General features: G+C 39.6%; 20 protein-coding genes. 11 read left to right on the top strand and 9 right to left on the bottom strand.

Features of this window, described 5'->3' with window-relative positions; genetic code table 11:
* Positions 1–17: 17 nt before the first annotated feature.
* From JWR87_RS16550 to mnmA, 3 genes are all read left to right on the top strand, one after another.
* The gene (locus JWR87_RS16550; RefSeq protein WP_297822194.1) at positions 18–1,013 is read left to right on the top strand and encodes a polysaccharide deacetylase family protein; all 996 of its coding nucleotides are present in this window, start codon (positions 18–20) and stop codon (positions 1,011–1,013) included.
* Between the two features lie 223 nt (positions 1,014–1,236).
* Entirely contained in the window at positions 1,237–1,461 is a 225-nt protein-coding gene (locus JWR87_RS16545) for a hypothetical protein (RefSeq protein WP_297822192.1), read from the top strand.
* A 130-nt stretch (positions 1,462–1,591) separates the two neighbouring features.
* Positions 1,592–2,692, top strand: coding sequence for a tRNA 2-thiouridine(34) synthase MnmA (mnmA, locus tag JWR87_RS16540; RefSeq protein ID WP_297822190.1), 1,101 nt, complete (start codon positions 1,592–1,594; stop codon positions 2,690–2,692).
* A 23-nt stretch (positions 2,693–2,715) separates the two neighbouring features.
* On the opposite strand, the gene bshC is transcribed toward mnmA, so the two are convergent.
* On the bottom strand, positions 2,716–4,320 hold the full coding sequence (bshC, locus tag JWR87_RS16535) for a bacillithiol biosynthesis cysteine-adding enzyme BshC (protein ID WP_297822188.1): 1,605 nt from the start codon (positions 4,318–4,320) through the stop codon (positions 2,716–2,718).
* 153 nt (positions 4,321–4,473) lie between these two features.
* Positions 4,474–5,817 (bottom strand): 30S ribosomal protein S12 methylthiotransferase RimO, encoded by a 1,344-nt coding sequence (gene rimO, locus JWR87_RS16530; RefSeq protein WP_297822185.1) that lies wholly within the window; start codon positions 5,815–5,817, stop codon positions 4,474–4,476.
* Positions 5,818–6,170: 353 nt separating this feature from the next.
* Here rimO and JWR87_RS16525 point away from each other — a divergent pair, with 353 nt between their 5' ends.
* Positions 6,171–6,914, top strand: a complete 744-nt coding sequence (locus tag JWR87_RS16525; RefSeq protein WP_297822183.1) for a nucleotidyltransferase — start codon at positions 6,171–6,173, stop codon at positions 6,912–6,914.
* Between the two features lies 1 nt (position 6,915).
* The gene (locus tag JWR87_RS16520) at positions 6,916–7,653 is read left to right on the top strand and encodes a metallophosphoesterase (protein ID WP_297822181.1); all 738 of its coding nucleotides are present in this window, start codon (positions 6,916–6,918) and stop codon (positions 7,651–7,653) included.
* Between the two features lie 246 nt (positions 7,654–7,899).
* Here JWR87_RS16520 and JWR87_RS16515 read toward each other — a convergent pair whose 3' ends face one another.
* The 4 genes from JWR87_RS16515 to JWR87_RS16500 all read right to left on the bottom strand — a co-directional run bounded on the left by JWR87_RS16515 (position 7,900) and on the right by JWR87_RS16500 (position 12,214).
* Positions 7,900–8,481, bottom strand: a complete 582-nt coding sequence (locus tag JWR87_RS16515; RefSeq protein WP_297822179.1) for a sigma-70 family RNA polymerase sigma factor — start codon at positions 8,479–8,481, stop codon at positions 7,900–7,902.
* 402 nt (positions 8,482–8,883) lie between these two features.
* Positions 8,884–9,948 carry a rhodanese-related sulfurtransferase gene (locus tag JWR87_RS16510; protein ID WP_297822177.1) on the bottom strand — a complete coding sequence of 355 codons (1,065 nt, stop codon included), beginning with the start codon at positions 9,946–9,948 and terminating at the stop codon, positions 8,884–8,886.
* 302 nt (positions 9,949–10,250) lie between these two features.
* Positions 10,251–11,192 (bottom strand): NADP-dependent oxidoreductase, encoded by a 942-nt coding sequence (locus tag JWR87_RS16505; protein WP_297822175.1) that lies wholly within the window; start codon positions 11,190–11,192, stop codon positions 10,251–10,253.
* 161 nt (positions 11,193–11,353) lie between these two features.
* Positions 11,354–12,214 (bottom strand): alpha/beta hydrolase-fold protein, encoded by an 861-nt coding sequence (locus tag JWR87_RS16500; protein WP_297822172.1) that lies wholly within the window; start codon positions 12,212–12,214, stop codon positions 11,354–11,356.
* Positions 12,215–12,749: 535 nt separating this feature from the next.
* Here JWR87_RS16500 and JWR87_RS16495 point away from each other — a divergent pair.
* Complete coding sequence (locus tag JWR87_RS16495; RefSeq protein ID WP_297822170.1) at positions 12,750–13,226, top strand: hypothetical protein; 477 nt, start codon at positions 12,750–12,752, stop codon at positions 13,224–13,226.
* A gap of 201 nt (positions 13,227–13,427) precedes the next feature.
* Positions 13,428–13,976 (top strand): DUF1697 domain-containing protein, encoded by a 549-nt coding sequence (locus tag JWR87_RS16490; RefSeq protein WP_297822166.1) that lies wholly within the window; start codon positions 13,428–13,430, stop codon positions 13,974–13,976.
* Between the two features lie 25 nt (positions 13,977–14,001).
* Here JWR87_RS16490 and JWR87_RS16485 read toward each other — a convergent pair whose 3' ends face one another.
* Positions 14,002–14,655: a hypothetical protein gene (locus JWR87_RS16485; RefSeq protein WP_297822163.1), complete on the bottom strand. Its 654-nt coding sequence runs from the start codon at positions 14,653–14,655 to the stop codon at positions 14,002–14,004.
* A gap of 254 nt (positions 14,656–14,909) precedes the next feature.
* The gene (locus JWR87_RS16480; RefSeq protein ID WP_297822161.1) at positions 14,910–16,736 is read right to left on the bottom strand and encodes a glycoside hydrolase family 9 protein; all 1,827 of its coding nucleotides are present in this window, start codon (positions 16,734–16,736) and stop codon (positions 14,910–14,912) included.
* A 70-nt stretch (positions 16,737–16,806) separates the two neighbouring features.
* Here JWR87_RS16480 and JWR87_RS16475 point away from each other — a divergent pair, with 70 nt between their 5' ends.
* The 4 genes from JWR87_RS16475 to JWR87_RS16460 all read left to right on the top strand — a co-directional run bounded on the left by JWR87_RS16475 (position 16,807) and on the right by JWR87_RS16460 (position 21,378).
* Positions 16,807–17,790, top strand: a complete 984-nt coding sequence (locus JWR87_RS16475; RefSeq protein ID WP_297822159.1) for an aldo/keto reductase — start codon at positions 16,807–16,809, stop codon at positions 17,788–17,790.
* A 316-nt stretch (positions 17,791–18,106) separates the two neighbouring features.
* A complete protein-coding gene (locus JWR87_RS16470) occupies positions 18,107–19,459 on the top strand; it encodes a vanadium-dependent haloperoxidase (protein ID WP_297822157.1) in 1,353 nt (450 codons plus the stop codon).
* A gap of 18 nt (positions 19,460–19,477) precedes the next feature.
* A complete protein-coding gene (locus tag JWR87_RS16465; protein ID WP_297822155.1) occupies positions 19,478–19,885 on the top strand; it encodes a hypothetical protein in 408 nt (135 codons plus the stop codon).
* A gap of 386 nt (positions 19,886–20,271) precedes the next feature.
* Positions 20,272–21,378, top strand: coding sequence for an SGNH/GDSL hydrolase family protein (locus JWR87_RS16460; RefSeq protein ID WP_297822153.1), 1,107 nt, complete (start codon positions 20,272–20,274; stop codon positions 21,376–21,378).
* A gap of 86 nt (positions 21,379–21,464) precedes the next feature.
* On the opposite strand, the gene JWR87_RS16455 is transcribed toward JWR87_RS16460, so the two are convergent.
* Positions 21,465–21,797 (bottom strand): hypothetical protein, encoded by a 333-nt coding sequence (locus JWR87_RS16455; protein ID WP_297822151.1) that lies wholly within the window; start codon positions 21,795–21,797, stop codon positions 21,465–21,467.
* Positions 21,798–21,997: the final 200 nt, after the last annotated feature.

Genomic DNA, 21,997 nt, shown 5'->3' with positions numbered 1-21,997 from the left:
ACTTCAAACGATCGCTTATGAAATACATCTTTCTCCTTTTCGTTTTTACCGCCGCTTTTTGTAAAGCGCAAACTATCGACAGTACTTATGCCTTAAAATTAGGTTATCCAAAAGGCGCCAAAGTAGTTATCCTTCATATAGATGATGCAGGTATGAGCTTCGATTCAAACGAAGGTACTATTACAGCAATGACCAAAGGTGTTGCTAATTCGTGCAGCGTAATGATGCCCTGCCCCTGGGTACCGGGCTTTGTTCATTATCTTCAGGAGCATAAAAATTTAGACGCCGGTCTACACCTGACCTTAACGTCGGAATGGAAAGATTACAGGTGGGTGCCACTGGCAGGGAAGACAGAAGTTCCTGGCTTAACCGATATAGAAGGTAATTTGTGGCGCAGCGTAGCGGATGTAGTAAAACACGCAACTGCCGATGAAGTAGAAAAAGAAATCAGGGCTCAAATTGACAGGGCAGTAACAATGGGTTTCATACCTACACATTTAGACTCTCATATGGGGACGCTTTTTGCCACGCCGGCTTTTATAGAACGATACGTGAAGGTTGGAATTGAAAAGAAAATTCCTGTAATGCTACCTGGCGGACACAACACCTTAATACAAAGCGAAATGAAAGCACCGGACTCCCAGGTGCAACAATTAAGACAAATTGGTAAAATGCTTTGGTCTGCAGGTTTACCTGTGCTGGATGATCTGCACAATGAAAGTTATGATTGGAAGATTCCGGACAACATTAGCAACGATGATAAAAAAATTCAAGCCTTTAAAACCCAGAAATACATTGCAGCAATAAAATCATTGAAGCCTGGGATTACCATGATGATTATGCATTGTACTGCACCAACCGCCGTATTTCCCTTTATTAGTAACAGCGGGCCGGTACGCAAAGGAGATTTGCTTGCAATGACAGATCCGGCTTTTAAAAGTGCTTTGCAAAAAGAAGGCATCGTATTAACTACTTGGAGAGAGTTGAAAGAAAGAAGAGATAAATTACAGTAGCCCACCTCCTACTTCAAAATTCTGCGACCTCAATTTTTAACAGTATAATTCTTTTCAGTACCGGCATAAGTTGTTAAAGCATCACCGTTGCGTCGCAGTACGTTTATTCTTCAGTTCCTTGTGCAGCTTTAGTCCTAGTTCGAGAGAGTTTATGACAATTTAAGATCCCTTCTCAATAAGTCGACAAAGAGCCTTTTGAACTTCTTTGTAAAAAATATAAGAAATGACGGAATATGTAATCAATGTAAACGAAGTAGAAGACCTTCAAATGACTAGCGGAATAGTGGAGTTAGAGCAAATATTCACAAGAGCCAAAAGCACCGTTATTCAGGGAGGAACAGTCGTACTTACAAGAAAGTATGCAGATGGAAGATCTGAAGTTTTCGATGAACTTACAACAGAAGCGGATTTGGAAGAATACAGGCAGACAGTATTTAAATACTTATAAGACAAAGATTACCTCGTCAGCCTTGTTTCAAAATTATTTCCTAAATCAATACTTTATTGCAGTGCTGTGACTGTTAACAAAGAGACTATAGGGAATAGTTGCGTAATTTTGCCGGCTAAATTATTTTGTAATGAGCCGTAAAGGAAAAGTTTTGGTAGCAATGAGTGGCGGTATCGACAGTACGGTTACGGCTCTCATGTTGCATCATGAAGGTTACGAAGTAATCGGCATTACAATGAAAACCTGGGATTACGCCAGCGCCGGAAGCAGTAAGAAAGAAACCGGCTGCTGCAACCTTGATAGTTTCAACGACGCTCGTGCTGCAGCGGTTCATCATGGCTTTCCTCATTTCATATTAGATATACGCGAAGAGTTTGGAGATTTTGTTATAGAAAATTTTGTTGACGAATACCTCGCTGGCCGTACGCCTAATCCTTGTGTAATGTGCAACACCCACATTAAATGGCGTGCTTTATTAAAAAGAGCCAATGCCTTAGATTGCGATTATATCGCTACCGGCCATTACGCTAAAGTTCGCCTATACGATAATGACAGGTACGTGATCAGCAAAGGCAAAGATGCTACCAAGGATCAAAGTTACGTGTTGTGGGGGCTCGACCAGGAATTGTTAAGCCGCACAATTATGCCGCTTGGCATTTACCATAAAACAGAGATCAGGCAAATGGCTCACGACATGGGTTACCCGGAACTTGCCAAAAAAAGCGAGAGCTATGAAATTTGTTTTGTACCTGATAACGACTATCGTGGTTTTCTAAAAAGAAAAGTTGAAGGGCTTGAAGACAAAGTAGCAGGGGGCAACTTTGTAAACAAAGAAGGTAAAATTTTAGGAAAACACAAAGGCTATCCTTTTTATACTATCGGGCAAAGAAAGGGTCTTGAAATAGCAATGGGCAGACCCGTGTTTGTAACTCAAATAATCCCCGAAAGTAATACAGTTGTATTGGGCGATGCGGAGGACCTTGATGAAAGCTCGATGAGGGTCATCAAATTGAATATGGGGAAGTACGATACAATTACACCAGGAATGGAGGCGATCGGAAAAATAAGGTATAAAGACAGCGGCAGCCTTTGTAATATGTATCCGGAAAATGAAGGCTTAAGGGTCCATTTTTATGAAAACGTAAAAGGCATTGCGCCTGGCCAAAGTGCAGTATTTTACGAAGGTGATGATGTAATCGCAGGTGGAATAATACAAAAAAGCCGAATTTAATATTCCAGGCAAGTCAGCAATATTTACTTGTTCGTAAGCTCTACGATACCAAACTCCTGCTTCAGGGCTGAAGAAACATCATACATTTTTTGTAACAACTGTTTACCATACTTTCCATAAAAAAGCGAAAAGTTTTCTTGCCTTTCCTGGAGGCTGTTAGCCGGAAAAAGTTGTTCTCTCAGTTTTGATATTTGCCGTTGTTGGGCTTCAAACTTTCTTTTCTCCGCCCGTAGCATTTTCTTTTCCAGCCCCTCAACTTTTTCCAGTGCTTTAGTTTGTAATGCCGCAGCATGCTGTGAAAGGGTAGGGTCAATTTTCTCAGCGACTTCTGATAAATGCTTATAAAAGCCTTGTAATTGTTCTTTCTCCTGATCAAGACTTAGCTGAAGGCTGCTATCTCGCACCACCACTGAATTCAGTAGCTTTTCAGTTGACTGAAATAAATCTGTTATTTTAAAGCCAAGAGTATGAGCGAATTTTTTGTGAACTGCTTCAACCAGCAAAAATGAATTACGAATAATTAACGCAGGATAAGGAACGTTACAGGCTTCAAACACGCGCTTCAATTCCAGCCAATAGGCAATCTCTCCGCCTCCTCCGATAAAAGCAATATTTGGCAAAATGCTTTCCTGAAAAATACCCCGTAAAATAACGTTAGCACTAAAGCGTTCAGGTCTGCTATTTAATTCTTGCAATATTTCTTCTTGAGTCCAAAATAGCCCTAAACCTTCTACTTTATATCCAACACCATCCCGCTCTATCCGCTCTCTTTTAGTTTCTGTTAGGTAAAACAGGTTTATTTCTCTCCCACTTGCTTGTACTTTATAATGTTCACTTAGTAGATCAGCTGTTTCCCCCACAACTTTATGTGAAAATTGCTGAACTAATTCCTTTTTTACAATTGGGATAAATTGCCTTTTTAATTCAGCATTATCGGGTATCAGCACAATTAGCCCAAAGTCTTTAAACAACTCATTTACCAGGGTTAGAGTTGCCTGTTGAATCAATTCGCCTTCTTTGTATGCGTTTTTGAAAAGGCGAACCAGTTCCTCACCATAAGCAGTTACTCCTAATTGCCCAGCAATACTTTCAATCAGCTTTATTAAAGCCCTATCAACTTTCATTCTTCCAACAGCACCTGTCTGTTTGGTTTCCCACTTCAGCTTCTCACCATTTAGGTTAATGTGTCCTAATTCATCCAAATCGGCATCTTCACTACCCATGTAATAGACGGGAACAAACTTGCAGCCCGGGATCGCAGTATTTAAATCATCTGCAAGCCTTATAGTATGCAAAATTTTATATATGAAAAAAAGTGGCCCTGTGAAAATATTTGGCTGATGGGCTGTACAAATAGTGAACGTATTTTCGCTTAACAACGACTGTAAATGCTGCTCCTGGCTTTGACTTAATGAGAAGTCTTTGTACTGGTTTCTCAATTCACGAACAAGCAACTCACGCGGAGTATTGAATTGTTTCCTTGCTTCTATTGATGCCTTAATTCCATCTACCGAAACGGCATGTTTATAGAACGGTTTTAATTTCTCATCGCCCATCACATAATCGGTCATCATCTTAGAAAAATAACCCGTGCTTTCGTAACTTATATTTTCACAGCTGGCTTCCATTAAAATTAGTTGGGCTGCAATTTATGCGATTATCAATGAAGGATTCTCAATTTATAATTAGAAGGAAATACGACGAACAACTGCACTTGAAATACGGCTGCAAAAAATGAAATTTGATGAAGACAAAAGACTTAGCCCTGAAAGTATAAACCTTTAAAACAGGTTTTTAATCATATCTATTATCCCGTCTTCAACCACTTCACCTTCAAGGTCGTAATCGTATGCTTTAGTAATTTTTACATTTACAAACTCACCTATTGGTAAACGCTTTGTTGTATTTATAACCACCTCATTATCTACTTCCACGCTGTCAAATTCTGTGCGTCCGAGATAGCGGCCCGACTCTCTTTTATCAATTAAGACTTTAAATGTTTTACCTATTTTTTCCTGGTTCTTTTCAAGGCTTATTTCCTGCTGCACTTCCATTATATCCTGTGCCCTTCGTTCTTTCTCTTCTGCCGGAACATCGTCGACTAAATCGTAAGCACTTGTATTTTCTTCATGACTATAAGTAAAAATACCTACCCGATCAAATCGTGTCTCTTGTAAAAAACCTTTTAGTTCTTCAACATCCGCTTCGGTTTCTCCGGGATAACCTGTAATTAATGTTGTACGTAAACAAATGCCGGGAACCCGCTCACGTATATCGTGCACCAATTGGGTCATTTCTTCTCTTGTTATTTGCCGGCGCATAGATTTTAGCATGTTGTTACTGGCATGCTGCAGTGGCATATCTATATACTTGCAAATATTGTCACGCTCTCTTATCACATCCAATATTTCCATGGGAAATTTGCTTGGATAAGCATAATGCAACCGAATCCATTCAAGCCCTTTTATATCTGCAAGTGCATGTAAAAGTTTAGGCAACTCACGCTTTTTATAAAGATCTAATCCATAATAGGTAAGTTCCTGCGCGATCAGCATTACCTCTTTTACCCCACGTTTTACAAGGCCTTCAGCTTCGGCAACCAATTGTTCAATCGGTTTACTAACGTGATTGCCGCGCATTAAAGGAATTGCACAAAATGAGCAGGTACGGTTACAGCCTTCACTAATTTTTAAATAAGCATAATGAGATGGTGTACTTAATAAACGCTCCCCTACCAACTCCGCTTTATAATCAATATCAAACTTCTTAAGTATTTGAGGAAGCTCCATTGTTCCGAAATAAGCATCCACTTCCGGAATTTCCTCTTCCAGGTTTTGCTTATACCTTTCGCTTAAGCAGCCGGTTACATACACTTTATCCAGCTTGCCTCTCTTCTTTAAATTAACCTGGTCCAGAATTGTATTGATGCTTTCTTCTTTGGCTTTATCTATAAATCCACAGGTATTTACAATTACTATGTTGTGGTCTAACTTTCCACTTTCATGAACTACGTCAATTTCATTTGCATGTAACTGGCCGCTTAGTACCTCGCTGTCAACCATATTTTTACTGCAACCAAGCGTAATAATATTGACCTTATCCCTTTTAAGTGTTCTTGCTTTCATAACAGGCGGCAAAGGTAATAAGATTGGTTTCGTGGTACGAATTTTAACCTTTTATTGCCCAAACCTTCTCCCCTAAAAGAAGGGTTATAAGAAAACTGGATAATGAGCTCTCTGTTTGACACAAAACCGTGTTTGTTGAAAACGCACAATTAAAAAACAAAAAGACGAACGGATTGCGACGCAACGATGACACGGCAAAGAACAAATGCCTGTACCAACAATCTTACAAAGACCTATAACTAAAGCTCTAAACCTCTCCTATAGCTTGGACGAAGTACTAAAACAGTTAGGGCCAATTGAAACAAAAACCTGTGGCACGTTCTTTTATTCTGCTAGCAACACAAGCCACATTTATGATAGTAACTGAAGAGCAAAAAAAAGAAGCGCACGAATTTTATGGAGAAGCATTGGACCTGTTGGAAGAAAGCGGAGCAAAGTTTATGTTGGGAGGCGCATTCGCAATGTTTCACTACAGCGGAATTTATAGGGATACCAAAGACTTAGATGTCTTCTGCAAGTCGACCGAATACCCTAAAATTTTGAAGTTTTTTGGCGAAAAGGGATACAAAACCGAATTAACTGATGTACGCTGGCTGGCTAAAGTGTTTAAAGGAGAATATTTTATTGATATTATTTTCGATACCGTTAACAACATTTGCCGGGTGGACGAAACATGGTATCAAAGAGCGGTGCCATCTGAGTTTGTTGGCAGACAGGTACGAATGATTCCTCCGGAAGAGCTGATCTGGTGTAAGCTTTATGTACAGAACAGGGAACGGTTTGACGGTGCCGACATAAACCATATTATGCTTACATACGGCCAGAAAATAAATTGGAAACACCTGCTTTTTCGCATGGATCAGCATTGGCATCTACTGCTTGCACAAATTTTAATGTTTCAGTTCGTTTATCCGTCTGACTACCGCGAAATAATTCCGAAGTGGCTGTTTGATGAACTGATTTATAGAGCAAATGAGCAGTACGACATTCCTCCTGCGATTGAAAGAGTTTGTCGCGGACCTGTTGTTGACCAGACACAATATTCTACTGACATTAAAGATTGGAACTATAAAGTTTCTACAATTAAAACCACCTAGTATGGAAGAAACCAAAAAAATACGCATAGCAGCAATTGCAGACATTCATGTAAAGGAAACTGACAAAGGCAGGTGGGTTAGCTGGTTTAAAGAAGTATCTAAACAAGCTGATGTAGTGCTGATTTGTGGAGATCTTACAGATACAGGCGACGAGGAGGAGGCCCAGGTGTTAGCAGAAGAACTGAAAGCTTGTACGGTTCCTGTTGTGGGGGTCTTGGGTAACCACGACTATGAAAAGGGCCGGCATAAATTAATAAGGCAAATTGTGCAGAACGAAAACGTGCACATTTTAAACGGGGAGTCGGTGGTGATTGCCGGAGTTGGCTTTGCTGGTGTAAAGGGATTTGGCGGAGGTTTTGACAGTCATATGCTGTCGATGTTTGGCGAAGGAGCAATGAAAGCTTTTGTGCAGGAAGCGGTTGAGGAGGCTTTACATTTAGACCGGGCGCTTGCACGCCTGGACGGAGATTATCCAAACATAAAAAAAGTTGCAGTTCTGCATTATTCTCCCATAAAGGCTACAGTGATAGGCGAACCGGAAGCCATTTTTCCGTTCTTGGGTTCTTCCCGGCTTGCCGAACCGCTTTCTCGTCGCGGAGTTACTGCTGCATTTCATGGCCACGCGCATGTGGGTACGTTAGAAGGTGAAGCTGCCGGAGGTGTAAAAGTCTTTAACGTTGCAAAACCTATTTTACTGAAAGCCGGCTATACCCTGCCATTTTACATGTTCGAACTGTAGTTTTTTTTGGCGCAAACAATTGGGCCTTTGCCCAGCTTTTGTTGTGTCACTCCCTTATACTTTAAGAAATTCTATTCAGCCATCTTTTCTTATCGAAGCCTCTAAACACAAATTATTTTTCCGCGTCTTCCGCGTTTTCTGCGAGAAATATCTACCAGACATTAAAAAACCTCCCAATTTCGGAGGTCTTTTGTTTTGATGAATACAACTCGGTTACAAAGAATTGTATAAATAAATCTGTTTAATTTATAACGACATCTGTTTTTCAGCGATCATTTTTCTCATGCTCAATAAACCATATCGCATACGGCCAAGTGCTGTATTGATGCTACAATTTGTCATGGCTGCAATCTCTCTAAAACTAAGATCAGCATAATGACGAAGAACAATAACCTCTCTCTGCTCCTCAGGTAACAAGTCTAAAAGTTGACGAACCCTATCGTGACTTTGACATTTCATAATCGCTCTATCGGCGCTATGAGCTCCTACATTTATTACTTCAAAAATGTCACTGTCATCGCTTGTTGTAATTGTTGGTGTACGCTTCACTTTTCTAAAATGGTCAACACAAAGGTTATGGGCTATACGAGTCGCCCACGGCAAAAACTTCCCTTCTTCATTGTAATTGTTTTTTCTAAGAGTATCTATGATTTTGATAAATACATCCTGGAATAAATCTTCAGCCAGGTACTTATCTTTTACTAAAATGTTGATAGAAGTAAAAATTTTGTCTTTGTGACGGTTTACTAAAACTTCTAATGCATTGTTGTTGCCTGCCTGAAATGATTGTACAAGTTGGTTGTCTGTTGCCTGGGTAAAAAAGTTCATAGTTGGGGGTTTTGGATTAAGGGTTTCGAATTAAGGATGTTGGATAAGTTAGTTGGGTTTTGGATTAAGGGTTTTTAATTTTGCTTTTGTTATTCTTCAACCGGGATGTCTTCCCTTTTTTGGACCGTTGTTGATAACATAACAAAGAAAGGGTAGTTTATACCAACAACATAAGTATGGAAGGTAAAAGCATAGCCCAATAAGACACTTTCCCAAAATCTTACTTCTTCCCAATTCGAGGCTATGTTTTTAAAAAGGTTCGAAAAAGTGTAAAGAAATGTATAAGAGCGAGAGCTTGCGGCCACCACCTCGAAAGCGACAGCAACTAAAAAACCTCCGGCTAAAGGAGGTTTTTTAGTTAAATGATATTAAGGGTACTATTAAAGCTATAAATATAGCGGTTCAAATTTCAGGGTCTTGCAAAACAAAAGCCGATTCATTTAGCTTAGGCCTTAACCGCTGCTTAGATTTATTAAAAACCATTATTCCATTTTGTTTTCCTTCACGCAATTTTCTTTGCTCCTCCAGCGGAAGGTTATATACTGCCTGACATTGAGGGGTACAACAAGCGTCATATTTTTTTGAACATTCATTGCATTGTATAAACAGCAAATGACACGAGTCGTTATTACAGTTGGTATGAGTATCTGCCGGTTTACCGCATTGATGGCATTTAGCGATTACATCTTCTGTTATCCGCTCTCCTAGCCTATTATCGAAAACGAAATTCTTTCCTACAAACCTGCTATCCAATTTATTTTCCTTAACCTCTTTTGCGTAATTAATAATGCCGCCTTCAAGATGAAAAACATTATTAAAACCATTATGCAGCATGTACGCGCTTGCCTTTTCGCAACGTATACCTCCGGTGCAATACATAATTATGTTTTTGTCTTTTTTATCTTTTAAAAGCGCTACCGCCATTGGTAGTTGTTCTCTAAAAGTATCACTGGCAACCTCTATAGCTTTTACAAAATGACCTACCTCGTATTCATAATGATTGCGCATGTCAACTACGATTGTGTCTTCATCCTGAAGCAATTGATTCATCTGTTGGGCATTCACATATTTACCTTTCCGCTCCATACTAAAACCAGGATCTTCAATGCCGTCAGCTACAATTTTTTCCCGCACCTTTATTTTCAACACCCAAAAAGATTTACCGTCATCATCTACCGCAATGTTTAATCTTATTCCAGTAAGAAAGTTGTATGAATACAAGAAATTTTTAAAGGCTTCGTAGTCAGACTGAGGTACACTTACTTGTGCGTTGATCCCCTCTTCGGCAACATATATGCGACCAAATACCTTTAAAGGATCCAACCCTTTGTACAATTCGTCTCTGAACTCCTGTGGATTTAAAATGTGATGATATTGATAAAAACTGATTGTAGTTCGGGGTTCTGTTTCCTGGTATAAACGTTCCTTCAGCTCTTTTTGAGAAACGCGGTTATGTAGTACTGCCATAGTTTATTTACATTTTCAGACACTTACTATTTGCTTTTATAATAAGCAAATAAATGTTCCATTATAAACGAACCTGCTTGCATTACAGGCAAATTATTGGACAAAAATAACAAAGCGTTTTTTACGTAGTAGGAACCGCGGGTAATTTAAGAGTTTGTTGCAGCGTCTTATAAAGTAAAAAGACAGGCCGGAATTGTTGCTGAAAAAAGAAAAACGAGTACAAGAGTGCGACGCAAGAAAAGCGCAATAGCCAACTCTTGTTGGCAAACAAATAGAAACATCCGCCCTTAAACCTACCCCGCCTATAATACGATCACTATCTTACCCCTGGTCTTTCCTGTTTCAATTTGCTTATGGGCTTCTGCTACCTGCTCAAAAGAATACTCTTTAGATACGTGCGATTTTAAAGTACCGGCTTCAAGTAGCTCGGCTATTTGTTCCATATCGTCTCCATTAGAATGCACCAGGTATGCTATTGCCTTTATATTTCGCTTTTCGGCTAATTGTGTTAATTCTTCTGTTATGCCTCCGGCTATAGCTACCAGGCGTCCACCTTCTTTTAACACCTTAAGAGAACGAAGCGGATTTGAACCGCCAACTGTATCAAAAACCACATCTACATCTTCTATAGAATCTTCAAAGGCTCCTTGTGTATAATCTACAAACTCGTCGGCACCCAGCTCTTTTACAAAATCGTAGTTTGGATCGGATGCTGTACCTATTACGTGTGCTCCAAGGTATTTTGCAATTTGTACCGCATAATGCCCTACCCCGCCCGCTGCTGCATGAATTAATACTTTTTCACCCGGCTGTACATTTGCCTGGTCAATTAAAACCTGCCATGCCGTTAGAGCTGCAAGGGTACCCGCCACGGCTTCCTGGGGAGTAATAAGTTCAGACATTTCGGCCAGGTGATTTGCAGGGGCAGCCACGTATTCAGCATATGCCTTTCCATGTCCCGGAAAGTTTACCATTCCAAACACTTCATCACCCTCTTCAAGATTGGTTACACCAGGTCCTACTTCTACTACCTCGCCTGCAATATCCCACCCTAAAATAACCGGTGCTTCTTCCTTTAATTTATTATAAAGGGCTAGTCCTTTCCGTGTTTTAATATCTACAGGGTTTATGCCTATTGCTTTTACTTTTACCAAAACCTCACCTTCTTTTAAAACCGGCATAGGCAGTTCTGTGACTACAAGATTCTCAGTACCACCTGCTTCGTTTAATATAATAGCTTTCATACATGTATTTTTATCCCTACTAATATCCCGATCCGCGTTCAAAATTAGCGCAAGAATTTGCTACGCAGAAGAATAAGTGCAAATTGTATGCGCTTTGTTTCATTCAAAAAAAATGACGTTTTTATAAATATCGGATTTTGGCGAACCACGGTTGGCCCCAACTAAAACTGGTGAAAACTGCGGGAAACAAATTCAAGAACATCAACTAGTGAAGTTCTCCAATAAGTCCAATTATGTGCCCCGTCGCGAATGCGAAACTCATGCGGAATATCCTTTTTTTTCATAGCAGTATGCACCAGGTTATTTCCTTCATACAAAAAATCGTCATCACCGATGTCGATGTACCAGCGAACTGCTTTTTTAAGACTATCGGGCACATTATTGATAAGAGACAAAACACTTTGCCGTTTGAAATATGAATTGATGGCTGTATCGGCGAGCTGTGGATTAACCTGTATCAAACGTGTTTTGGCATCCTCCAGGTTAAGTGGACCGGTGGCTGCACTTAACGGACAAGCCGATGAAAATAATTCGGGATGATGTAGTGCATAAGTAAAAGTGCCGCCACCCCCCATCGATAAACCAGAAATGGCCCTGTACCTTTTCTCTGTTTTTATTCTATAAGTTTTTTCTACAAAAGGCATCAATTCCTGAAAAAAGAAATCTTCGTATCTCCACTTATTAGTTACGTCATTTTCATAACCGCGCTTGCCGGTATTTGCATCTGGCATTACAATAATCATTGGTGTTGCCGATCCATCTTTTATCGCCTTATCCGTAATGCTTAACACTTCGCCAAACTGCACCCAACCTGTATGATCATCGCCGGCTCCATGTAGCAGGTATAAAACCGGGTAGCTCCGTTGCGAGGTCTCGTAATCAGGCGGAAGATAAATGGCGAACTTCCTATCCATGTTCAAGATCTTACTCTTCAGCGAAAGGTTGTCCATCACCTTTCCCGTTTGAGCTTGTAGCAACGAACAAACGCAGGAAATAAAAAGCAGGCAAGTAATTTTTCTCATAGCAAGGTTTATTATAGGTTTTATACTTAGGAAGTCATCTTTTCGTGTTTTTTCAACATTCTTGCGTCGCACCCTTTTACATTTTTTTAAGCTTCAGCTTGTTTACGAAGATAGCTAGTAGTATTAATTTTCAAAGCTTTATATGGCGGGGTTTCGGCCCCGCCGACGAGGTAGTAGCAGGCATTATAAACGAGTTACTTCAGCAAGTAAAAACCTCTTTAAAACTACTGACGATAAATTAATCTTTTACTGTAAGTCCGCGTCTAATAGCCAGAAAGCTCTTTTTCATTTCTTTTATTGTAACAAAAACTGGTAGTTTCTTTATATAATACTTCCATGCTGCTAGCATTAAACCAACAGCTCAAAACCTGGGGCATAAGAAGATGTGAGCTAAATACGGGAAAGGCATTATATTTTATGGAAGTTGAACCGAAAAATAATTACAATAACAGGATAGCTTAAGTTCTTAAAACAACAGAAGGAAGAAATTTTAAAACAATCTTTTAATTTATTTAAAACCGTAATTACACTTTTTATGAGAACACTGACTTACCGGATTATCACTATTTTTTGCCTGGTTATAGCTGCCAACCTGGATGCTTCTTCCCAGAAATATAAAAAAGCGGAAGACACGCTTAAATTAAACAAAGAATACGCAGAAGTAAACAGGGACATTGCTGACATAAACCTAAAGTTAGCTGAAGCCAAAAACGAGCTACCGGGTCTTCAGCAAAACGTTGTTTCCCAAAATTCGCAGGCCCAACGGGCAGCTATTGAAAGCAGCGAAGAGGCGGCAAAAGCAACAGGAGGAGACTTAGGGGACGCTAAAAAAGCAAAAAAGAAAGCGAACAAAGCGCTTGACGAAGCTGAGGACGTAGAAAAAGCTGAGGATAAAATAAAGGACAAGAATAACAGGATTAAGAAGCTTGCTTCGCAACTGGAGAAAAAACAAAAAAGATTGCGCGAGTTAGAGGAGATGAGGATTAATATAACAGGCCGGTCCGCCCGTTAGTCTTTTCTTAGCCAAAAAGTCGCTCGGTATTACGCTATAGATAAAAACCTTCCTTTTTCTGTTAAACCAGAAAGGAAGGTTTTTTTTAACCCTGTTTTCATTAGTCTCTCAAATTATTTTGGCGGTAGTATCTAAAAATTAAAATGCTGCAGCCTTGCTTTTACTTAAAACTACTTTTGTAACGCACCTATCAAATCTTGCATGGAAACATTTATAACTATATTAAGAGGTATCAACGTGGGCGGACATCATAAAATTGAAATGGCTGGATTAAAAGCAATGTTTGAAAAACTTGGGTTTGAAACGGTAACGACGTACATACAAAGTGGTAATGTTATTTTTAACGCGGCCCCGAAAGCATCGTCAGTTGACCTTTCAAATACAATCAGGAGAGCAATTGTAGAAACTTATGGTTTCGAAGTACCTGTTATAATTAGAACCCTAACGGAATTAGAAAAAGCAATAACTGCTAACCCGTTTCTTAACGAAGCAGACGTTGATGAAGAAAAGCTACATCTTACTTTTCTTGCGGACGTTGCTGACAAGGATAAAATAGATAAAATCTCGCACTTGAACTTCGCCCCTGACAGGTTTATAATTATAGAGAAAGAGATTTATTTGTATTGCCCTTTGGGATATGGAATTACCAAACTAAGCAACAACTTCTTCGAGAATAAATTAAAGCTAACTGCAACCACAAGAAATTGGAGAACGGTAAATAAACTTTTAGATTTAGCAAACACAAATTAGCTAAGGGGTTATAAAGACGCCAGGCCTATAGTGTTCCTATTGCCAATTTAATACAGGGGCCAACTGTAGTTATTTTAATTCCGTCTTGGTTTCCCTTAACTACCTCTCTCCCCGAAATCACATAACCGTTGGCTCTCAAAAACTTTGCAATCTTATAACCGTTCTCAGCATTGCTGCTGCTAACAATACGTATTGAAACACATTTAGCTGAGTTAGGCGCATACGCCTTTTCCATCTTAAGTTCGTTTAATATCTCCAACATCTTTTCATTGCTTACCTCCTTAACCTCTTTCACCTTTTTAGTTGGGGTTACACCGGCATCTGACAAATCTTCAACCGATTTTTGAATTGCTGGTATTGTAATTTCCTGGGTAGTTCTCTTTGTAGTTACTGATTTTTTTTTGGCAACCGGTTCCGCTTGTTTGATTCTTTCAGGCGATTTTTCGAAATTATCACCAGCAACAGTGGGAGTTTCCTTTAATGCACCTGTATCAACCCTCTTTTCCTCAGTCTTTACAGTTTCTTTACTCCAGTCTTTAAAATGTATTACAACTAGTATCACAACTCCAACCAAAACAAGGACAGCTATTACCAATAACATCTTTTGTAGAACCGTGTAAGTTCTCGCCGGCTTTTTATTCCGATTCATTACAATAGGTCTGTACTTTCTTGATGCCATACTTTTATTTAACCAAAGAAATTAATTTGTCGATCATTAATACTTGCTAAAAATACAGTTTTCTTTCTTTATGAATGATTGCAGCATGGTTTAAATCTTACAGCATTTGCTTGTACCTGTCTCCTCCACTACCATGTTATCGTGTTATAATTCGTACTCCGACAGAATGTTCTAAATGCTCAGTGCAAAAAGAAAAAGTACAAGGGTGCGACGCAACAAAAGCCGGATTTTTAATAAATGGCGGATAAAAAAAATTATTTGCCTTTACTATACTTTACATTGTATTGCAAAGCCTCTATGGCATTTGACAAATACACAAAAGGTGAGTTCCAGTTGATGGCTATTTCATTGGTTGAATAAGAACAGTCGTGATCTAGAAATGCGGTTTCTGGTTCGGAAAACTCGTAACCTGCACACTTATCCTGCTTTCCCGGATTTGGGCCGCCAGACAGTAAACCGGGAACGGGTTCAGTAACCCCATCTGCAACTGAGGGCCTGTGATGGGGGTGCATAATCGACTTGCTTCCAATACCGGAAAGAAAAGAGTAACCTGTGGCATTTCGTCCAAGTAAATAATCAAGATTGCTTAGGGCATTATCAATATATTTTTTGTCTTTAGTAAGCAGGTATGCATTTATTAAAACAATACCTTGGTTGCCTGCATTAGAACTACTTCCCCAGTTAAAATCGCGTATTGATTGTCCCATTATAGTTTGAAAAGCATTGCCTGAAACGTTAGAAATATAGCGGTCAGCCAGCTTCGTAATTTGCGATGTGATCATTTTAAGATTGTTTTGTACATAAGCCGGAAATTTCTTTTGAAAGCGCGCCAAGGTGTAGTGACCCAGCAACTCTACGCTTCCCCATGAAGGCAGGGAAATGCTGTCTTTCTTTTGCTTTGCATATACATCGTAGTACTTCTTGTCTGCTGTGGTTGCAAACAGCTCTGCTGCTGCCCAGGTCCATTCATCGGTAAACGACCTGTCGCCATAACCTCCCGTAGTTATTTTTGGTTCATACTTTTGGTTGATTGCATTTTGGTTGTATTCGATTGCGGGGTTGCTCTCCGACCATTTCCACGCTTTTACAGAAGCTTTCATACAACTGTCTGCTAACCCCGGCAATTGCTTCTGAAACTTTTTTAAGATACGAGCGGCCTGTGCAGTTACTGCAGCAAAGTCTAAGGTAGCACCTGTTCCTTTTTGAACTACATACCGCGGTGCTGTCGTTACCCCCGGCATTACCATACCATCAAAAGAAGCATTGGTGCATTTGTTATACACGCCGCCGTCGTTGGGGTCCTGCATCGTCAACATCCAACGCAGGTTGTATATCAGTTCATTTAATAAATCGGGCACCTGGTCGTTGCTCTCAGGAATGTTTGTTTTTAATGTGTCGAAATAAGTTGAAAAATCTTCGTAAGCTGACAACATCGTTCCCATTGTAATGCCGCTGTTTACAATGTACTTGTTATAGTCTCCTGCATCATACCATCCTCCGGCAGTAGATATTTTAGTTCCTTCAGGACGCTCTTTGCTTGCAGCCGAAGGATGAATAAGTACAGCATTATCCGAATGCCCTGCTGAGCGGTGCCACTTGCCTGCATATTTCTCTTCGAGCGGCATAGATACTCTTTGGTAATAATACCCTTTTAACCCGGCAACAGCAGCCGTATGATTAACATTTTTGCGAACCGCAAATACATAAGAATGGCCTACGCCGGGAATAAGCACAACATAAGTTCCGGGAGTATAGAATGAAGAGAAATCGGCAACCTTTGTTTTGGTTGATGAATTTTTTGACTGCTTTTCATTTCCTAAAGTACCTCTAAACAAAGTATCCTTTAGGTTTGTAGTTGTAATGAAGAATTTTTGACCATTTGTTTCTCCCGTAACAACCGCAATTTTGGGAGCATTAGTATAAAACCCAAGTTGGTTCAACTTAATTCGGTCGCTAACTGTTGCGGGTTGCGAAAAAGAAAAAACAGAGGTCATTAAGGTGATCAGTAGCAGGAATAGTTTTTTTGCTTTTTGGGAAAACAATAGAGTAATGGCAGATAGCAGGAAGGAGAAATTTTTCATGAGTAGTATGTTGTAACGAAGATATATTGAAGTAGAAGTATAGTTCAATTTTTAATGCTAAAATAAAATCATGCAATACCGTTCATTTAAAGGAACAAAAATATCAGAAGTAGGCCTTGGTACATGGCAATTGGGAAGTGCCGATTGGGGCATTGTTGACGATGAAGAAGCGTTTGCTATTTTACAGGCGTTTACCAAAACCGGTGGTAATTTTATTGATACTGCCGATGTATATGGAATGGGCATTAGCGAAAAAGTAATTGGCAGATTTAAAAAAACAGTGAACGAACAATTGTACGTTGCCACCAAGTTAGGTCGCCGAAGCGACGAAGGTTTTGGTTGGCCAGCCAACTTTACTTATGACGGTCTGAAGCGGCAGGTAGAAAGTTCGTTAGAAAACCTGGATGTTCCTCAATTGTTTCTTGAGCAATTGCATTGCATTCCAACGGAGGAGTTGCGTAAGGGAGAGGTGTTTGATCACCTGCGCAAGTTGCAGTCTGAAAAATACATTGCCAATTGGGGTGTAAGTGTTGAAACCAGCGAAGAAGCTTTGCTCTGCCTCCGTCAGGAAGGACTGGCTTCTTTACAAATAATATTCAACCTCTTCAGGCAGCATGTAGCTGATGAAATATTTTCAAAAGCAAAGGAAAAAGACGTTGCTTTAATAATTCGTGTACCGCTTGCAAGCGGACTCCTTACCGGTAAATTTAATGAAGAAACAAAGTTTGAAGAAAAAGATCATCGAAACTTTAATGCTAACGGAGATGCATTTAATGCCGGCGAAACATTCTCAGGTGTAGCGTTTTCAAAAGGTGTAGAATTATCACGCGAAATAAAAAACCTGTTACCCGATGAACGAATGGCTCAATGGTCAATCAGATGGATACTTGACCATCCTGAAGTAACTACAGTTATACCTGGCGCTTCAAAGGTTTCACAAGTAGAAAGTAATGTAGCAGCATCGGCTTTACCGAGATTATCTGAAGACGTACATACCAGGCTCCGGGCATTGTATGATGAAAAAATAAAACCAATCATTCGCGGGCATTATTGATTAGATAGTAAAATGTGTTTAAAAGTTATAAAACCTCAACTCCTACATAAACGTGGGAGTTTTTTTTGTGCCCGTGCATGTATTCTTTACTCAACATCCTTGTGTCACTCACTTAAACTTTTATCTATTATTCACCGCCTCGCATAAATATTGTCTCCCCGCACTTCACAAAAAAATCTATTAAATATCCTACTGTATTTTCAGTAAGCCCTAAGTATCAATGCTTTTACAACAAAATCTCATAAAGCGACGGGCGAACTAACATCGTGCAACCTCCCAAAAGTAAAAGCAGTCATTATGTTGTTAATCTTCTATCATGAAAAAACTTTTACCAGGTTTATTGTTTCTACTTGTTTTTTCTGGCTGTAGAAAAGAATACTACGGCACCGACGAGTATTCAGCGGGCGCCACCTACAATTACTCCGGCAAATTCGTCCGAAATTATTTCAACTTACTTTGTACCATCTCTAAATCTACTCCAGGTTTTTTCCCTCCCGAGGTAGCACGAGCATATGGGTATGTTGGCATAGCCAGTTATGAGGCAGTGGTAAAAGGTATTCCAGGAGCGCAAAGTCTGGGAGGACAATTAAATGGCTTATCCACAAGCGATATTCCTCCACTGCCGCAAAATCTTCAATGCAACTGGGGAATTGCATCAAACACTGCAATAGCAGATATGATGAGAAAAATGTTTTCCAAAAAAATAAGCGCCGCCAATTTAGCTTTGATAGACAGCACTGAACAGGCAAACTTAAAAGGAATGGCTGTAGGCGCCGGTGCTGACATGGTAAGCCGATCCATACAGTTTGGAAAGCAAGTAGCGTCAGCAATTTATAATTATTCTCTCAACGATGGAGGTCATGAGGCCTACCTTGAACCCTTTCAGTTGCCCTACCAAATGCCGCCCGATCCTTCTTGCTGGGTTCCTACAAGCGCAACCCTACATCCTGTAAGTCCTTACTGGGGCAAAAATCGCCCTTTTATCCAGGCCACCACTACTCACGCAGAGCAATATCAGCCTACTAAATTTTCTACCAGTCCTACATCCGATTTTTATAAAGCAGCCTTAGAAGTTTATAACCAGGGAAAACGAAATACCCCCGAGCAAATCGAAATAACGAAATACTGGGCCGACGACCCGTTTAACACTTGTACCCCCACTGGTCATACATTTAATATTATGACACAATTGTTAGAGGAGACAAATGCAACCTTAGAAAAGTCATCCGTTGCCTACGCCAAATTATGTATCGCAGAAAATGATGCCTTTATCTCTTGCTGGAAGTTAAAATACAAATCCATCCTCATCAGACCTGTCAGCTATATAAAACAATATATCGATCCCGCTTTTAAAACCGTAATAGGCACCCCCGCTTTTCCGGCATTTACCTCGGGCCATTCTGTTGAAATAGGTGCAGGCACAAAGGTTTTTAACGAAATGTTTACTAACGGTAGCGGCGATTACAATTTCACCGATTATAGCCAGTTGCAATATGGTTTTGCAGCCCGTCATTACAACAACTTCAATGATATGGCAGAAGAATGCGCCAACTCCCGGTTCTACGGCGGAATACATTACACAGAGGATAACATTAAAGGACTAGAACAAGGCCGCGCTGTTGGAGATTTTGTCATCAATTCACTTAACTGGCCTAAAAACATTCGATAATCTTATTAGTATTTTAAAATGAAAGGTCTCAAATTTCTTTTATTGCTGGTTATTGTATCACTCACTCTTTGCTGTAGAAATGAAAAGACCAATATAAAAGTGTTGGCAGACGAATTTGCAAACTTAGAATGCAGGGCAATGGAGCTGAGAGAACAAAGATTTGAACTTGCAAATCAGCTTCGTTTTACACACGATACCCTGCTACAAAAGCCCGGTGGAGATACAATAAGTTTAAACTTAAAACTCGCAACGCTGGATAAACAAAAGGAAGCCATGCTAAAACAAAGCTTGTCTCTTGCTGATAGCATTCACACAACCTTAACTGCCTTAATGAAGAACCACCTAACTAATGAAAATGATAAGCAGGCCTTCAATAAAATGCTTAATAAAACACTCCTGGAAAGAGGATGTATTAAAAGGTCTTAATACCGCAGCTGCGGTGTTAATTCTAAATTGAGAACATTATAACCATCTCTCTTTATAGTATGCCTGGCAGCAGAATAAACGGGTTCTTCTTTATCTCAATTTAATTCTTAATAAAAAGCTCCTCCTCTCTTAAAAAAGGGGAGCCTTTTGTTTTACACTTTTTCCTTAGAAGAAAACAGGTAAGTAAGCTTTTCTGTCCCGGCAATTGCCCTTCTCTCAACTCCTGTTGTGTCACTACCTTGTACGGTTGCTCTTCGGGCGGCAGTTTTCAAAGCGTATTTTTTCTGGCATTTGTATATCATCCCGGCAATGCAAAGTTTAGAGATCTCTTAATGCGCACGAAAAAAATTACTAATCTTGCAACGGTAAGAAATAAAATTTAAGAGATGACACGAGCAAGGAACAATGTGGCGATAATTTTCGGTCTACTATGCTTTGGCTGTGCCTCTTCCGGCATACATACCGGTAGCACTAACAGTCTTGCGCCATCAGCTTTACAGGTGTATGGAAGGTATTCCCTTAACAATGAACAAGGTATTGAGCTGATAAGTTCCGCCGTTCACTTTGGTTTTAGCTTCGATGGAACCGATTGTACTGTTTCTGCCTTCATTCCTGGTAAACAAGATCATAATTACCTTCAATATGAACTGGATGGAGAATATCAGGAAAGAATAAAAATTTCAGGAAGCTCAAATGAGCCAATATTAATTAAAGCCAAAAGAGCAGGACGTCATACTGTATGGATATATAAAGCTACGGAAGCACACACGGGAGGGATATTTATTCAAAAAATAAGCGGCCACAATCTAAAGTCGCTTTCGAAACCAAAAGCGCCTTTAATTGAATTCATTGGTAACAGTATAACCTGCGGTGCTGCCGCAGATGCATCTCAGGTTCCTTGTGGTAAGGGTCAATATCATGACCAGCACAATGCCTATATGGCTTATGGACCAAGGGTAGCAAGAACCTTAGGTACCGATTTTGTACTAAGCAGCGTTAGTGGTATAGGAGTTTATCGCAACTGGAACAGCGACTCTCCTACTATGCCACAGGTATACGAAAAAATAGATTTCCAGGATCGAAGCCAAAAACAATGGAATTTCAAATTACGGACTCCGCAAATTGTAAGTATTGCGCTGGGTACAAACGACTTTAGCAACGGCGATGGTATAAAAAAACGCCTGCCGTTTGATAGTGTAGCGTTTATAAGTAATTATGTACAGTTTGTTGAATTGGTAAAATCAAAATACCCAAACGCGTACATTGCTTTACTTAGCAGCCCTATGGTTAATGGTAATTCAAAGCTTACCCTCGAAAGATGCTTAAGGGCAGTAAAAGAAAAAGTTGATGCTTCTAGTACCTCCGATAAGAAAGTCGCCATTTATTTTTTCCAACCAATGCAAGCGCATGGTTGTGGCGGTCACCCAAGCGTAGAAGATCATGCTATATTAGCAAAAGAACTGGTGCCTTTTTTCAAAAAATTATTGAGCTGAAAACAGACTACAGCCGTTAAAAATTTTTGAATTGATACGGGTCAATACGTACGCACTCCATTTATTAGCAAGGATATTACGAGGGTTTATAAAGGCTTTAACTTAGAAGGTGAAAAACGGTTCATTTCATTTTGAAAGGAGAAATTGTTATTCACGAAATTATTTCTCAGAGCTTTTGCTTTTACAATTCCTGCATCGGTAATAGATATAGCAACCTTATCTAGTTGCTTAATAATTACAAGCTTTTCTGCTGATAATAATTCAAGGTGTTTTTGAATTAATAGCCAATCACGACTGTGGCTTAAAATAATTTGATGCGGAGTACATAAATAAGTATGTGGAGAGGGATCAGATTTTACAATTTCATAAATAGCCGAAAGGGTTTCATAGTATGCTTCCATAAAATAAAAATACTTCAAATACTTCCATTTTAAAAACCCCTTTCAGGATATTTGTCAACATCATTTGAAAAGATATTCACTATTTAAATCCTGATACAATTAAAATGCGTGGCTTCAAGTCTAACCGTAGAAGTACGGGTGTTGCAAAAGGGATGAAATATCGCAAAAATAAAAAACCAGGAAAGAAAGGATAATCCTCTTTCCTGGTTTTTTAAAAA

The sequence above is a fragment of the Segetibacter sp. genome, assembly GCF_025963695.1.
Lineage (GTDB): Bacteria > Bacteroidota > Bacteroidia > Chitinophagales > Chitinophagaceae > Segetibacter.
The sequence above is the reverse complement of the archived record's forward strand: the minus strand, read 5'-3'. Positions and strand labels throughout refer to the sequence as shown.

Excerpts from the sequence above, each read along its gene's own strand:
- bshC (WP_297822188.1), bottom strand. The coding sequence starts at position 4,320 with ATGGAAGCCAGCTGTGAAAATATAAGTTACGAAAGCACGGGTTATTTT.
- JWR87_RS16475 (WP_297822159.1), top strand. The coding sequence starts at position 16,807 with ATGCAATACCGTTCATTTAAAGGAACAAAAATATCAGAAGTAGGCCTT.
- JWR87_RS16495 (WP_297822170.1), top strand. The coding sequence starts at position 12,750 with ATGAGAACACTGACTTACCGGATTATCACTATTTTTTGCCTGGTTATA.
- JWR87_RS16460 (WP_297822153.1), top strand. The coding sequence starts at position 20,272 with ATGACACGAGCAAGGAACAATGTGGCGATAATTTTCGGTCTACTATGC.
- JWR87_RS16520 (WP_297822181.1), top strand. The coding sequence starts at position 6,916 with ATGGAAGAAACCAAAAAAATACGCATAGCAGCAATTGCAGACATTCAT.
- rimO (WP_297822185.1), bottom strand. The coding sequence starts at position 5,817 with ATGAAAGCAAGAACACTTAAAAGGGATAAGGTCAATATTATTACGCTT.
- JWR87_RS16500 (WP_297822172.1), bottom strand. The coding sequence starts at position 12,214 with ATGAGAAAAATTACTTGCCTGCTTTTTATTTCCTGCGTTTGTTCGTTG.
- JWR87_RS16480 (WP_297822161.1), bottom strand. The coding sequence starts at position 16,736 with ATGAAAAATTTCTCCTTCCTGCTATCTGCCATTACTCTATTGTTTTCC.
- JWR87_RS16510 (WP_297822177.1), bottom strand. The coding sequence starts at position 9,948 with ATGGCAGTACTACATAACCGCGTTTCTCAAAAAGAGCTGAAGGAACGT.
- JWR87_RS16470 (WP_297822157.1), top strand. The coding sequence starts at position 18,107 with ATGAAAAAACTTTTACCAGGTTTATTGTTTCTACTTGTTTTTTCTGGC.
- JWR87_RS16515 (WP_297822179.1), bottom strand. The coding sequence starts at position 8,481 with ATGAACTTTTTTACCCAGGCAACAGACAACCAACTTGTACAATCATTT.
- JWR87_RS16465 (WP_297822155.1), top strand. The coding sequence starts at position 19,478 with ATGAAAGGTCTCAAATTTCTTTTATTGCTGGTTATTGTATCACTCACT.
- JWR87_RS16490 (WP_297822166.1), top strand. The coding sequence starts at position 13,428 with ATGGAAACATTTATAACTATATTAAGAGGTATCAACGTGGGCGGACAT.
- JWR87_RS16545 (WP_297822192.1), top strand. The coding sequence starts at position 1,237 with ATGACGGAATATGTAATCAATGTAAACGAAGTAGAAGACCTTCAAATG.
- mnmA (WP_297822190.1), top strand. The coding sequence starts at position 1,592 with ATGAGCCGTAAAGGAAAAGTTTTGGTAGCAATGAGTGGCGGTATCGAC.
- JWR87_RS16550 (WP_297822194.1), top strand. The coding sequence starts at position 18 with ATGAAATACATCTTTCTCCTTTTCGTTTTTACCGCCGCTTTTTGTAAA.
- JWR87_RS16505 (WP_297822175.1), bottom strand. The coding sequence starts at position 11,192 with ATGAAAGCTATTATATTAAACGAAGCAGGTGGTACTGAGAATCTTGTA.
- JWR87_RS16525 (WP_297822183.1), top strand. The coding sequence starts at position 6,171 with ATGATAGTAACTGAAGAGCAAAAAAAAGAAGCGCACGAATTTTATGGA.
- JWR87_RS16485 (WP_297822163.1), bottom strand. The coding sequence starts at position 14,655 with ATGGCATCAAGAAAGTACAGACCTATTGTAATGAATCGGAATAAAAAG.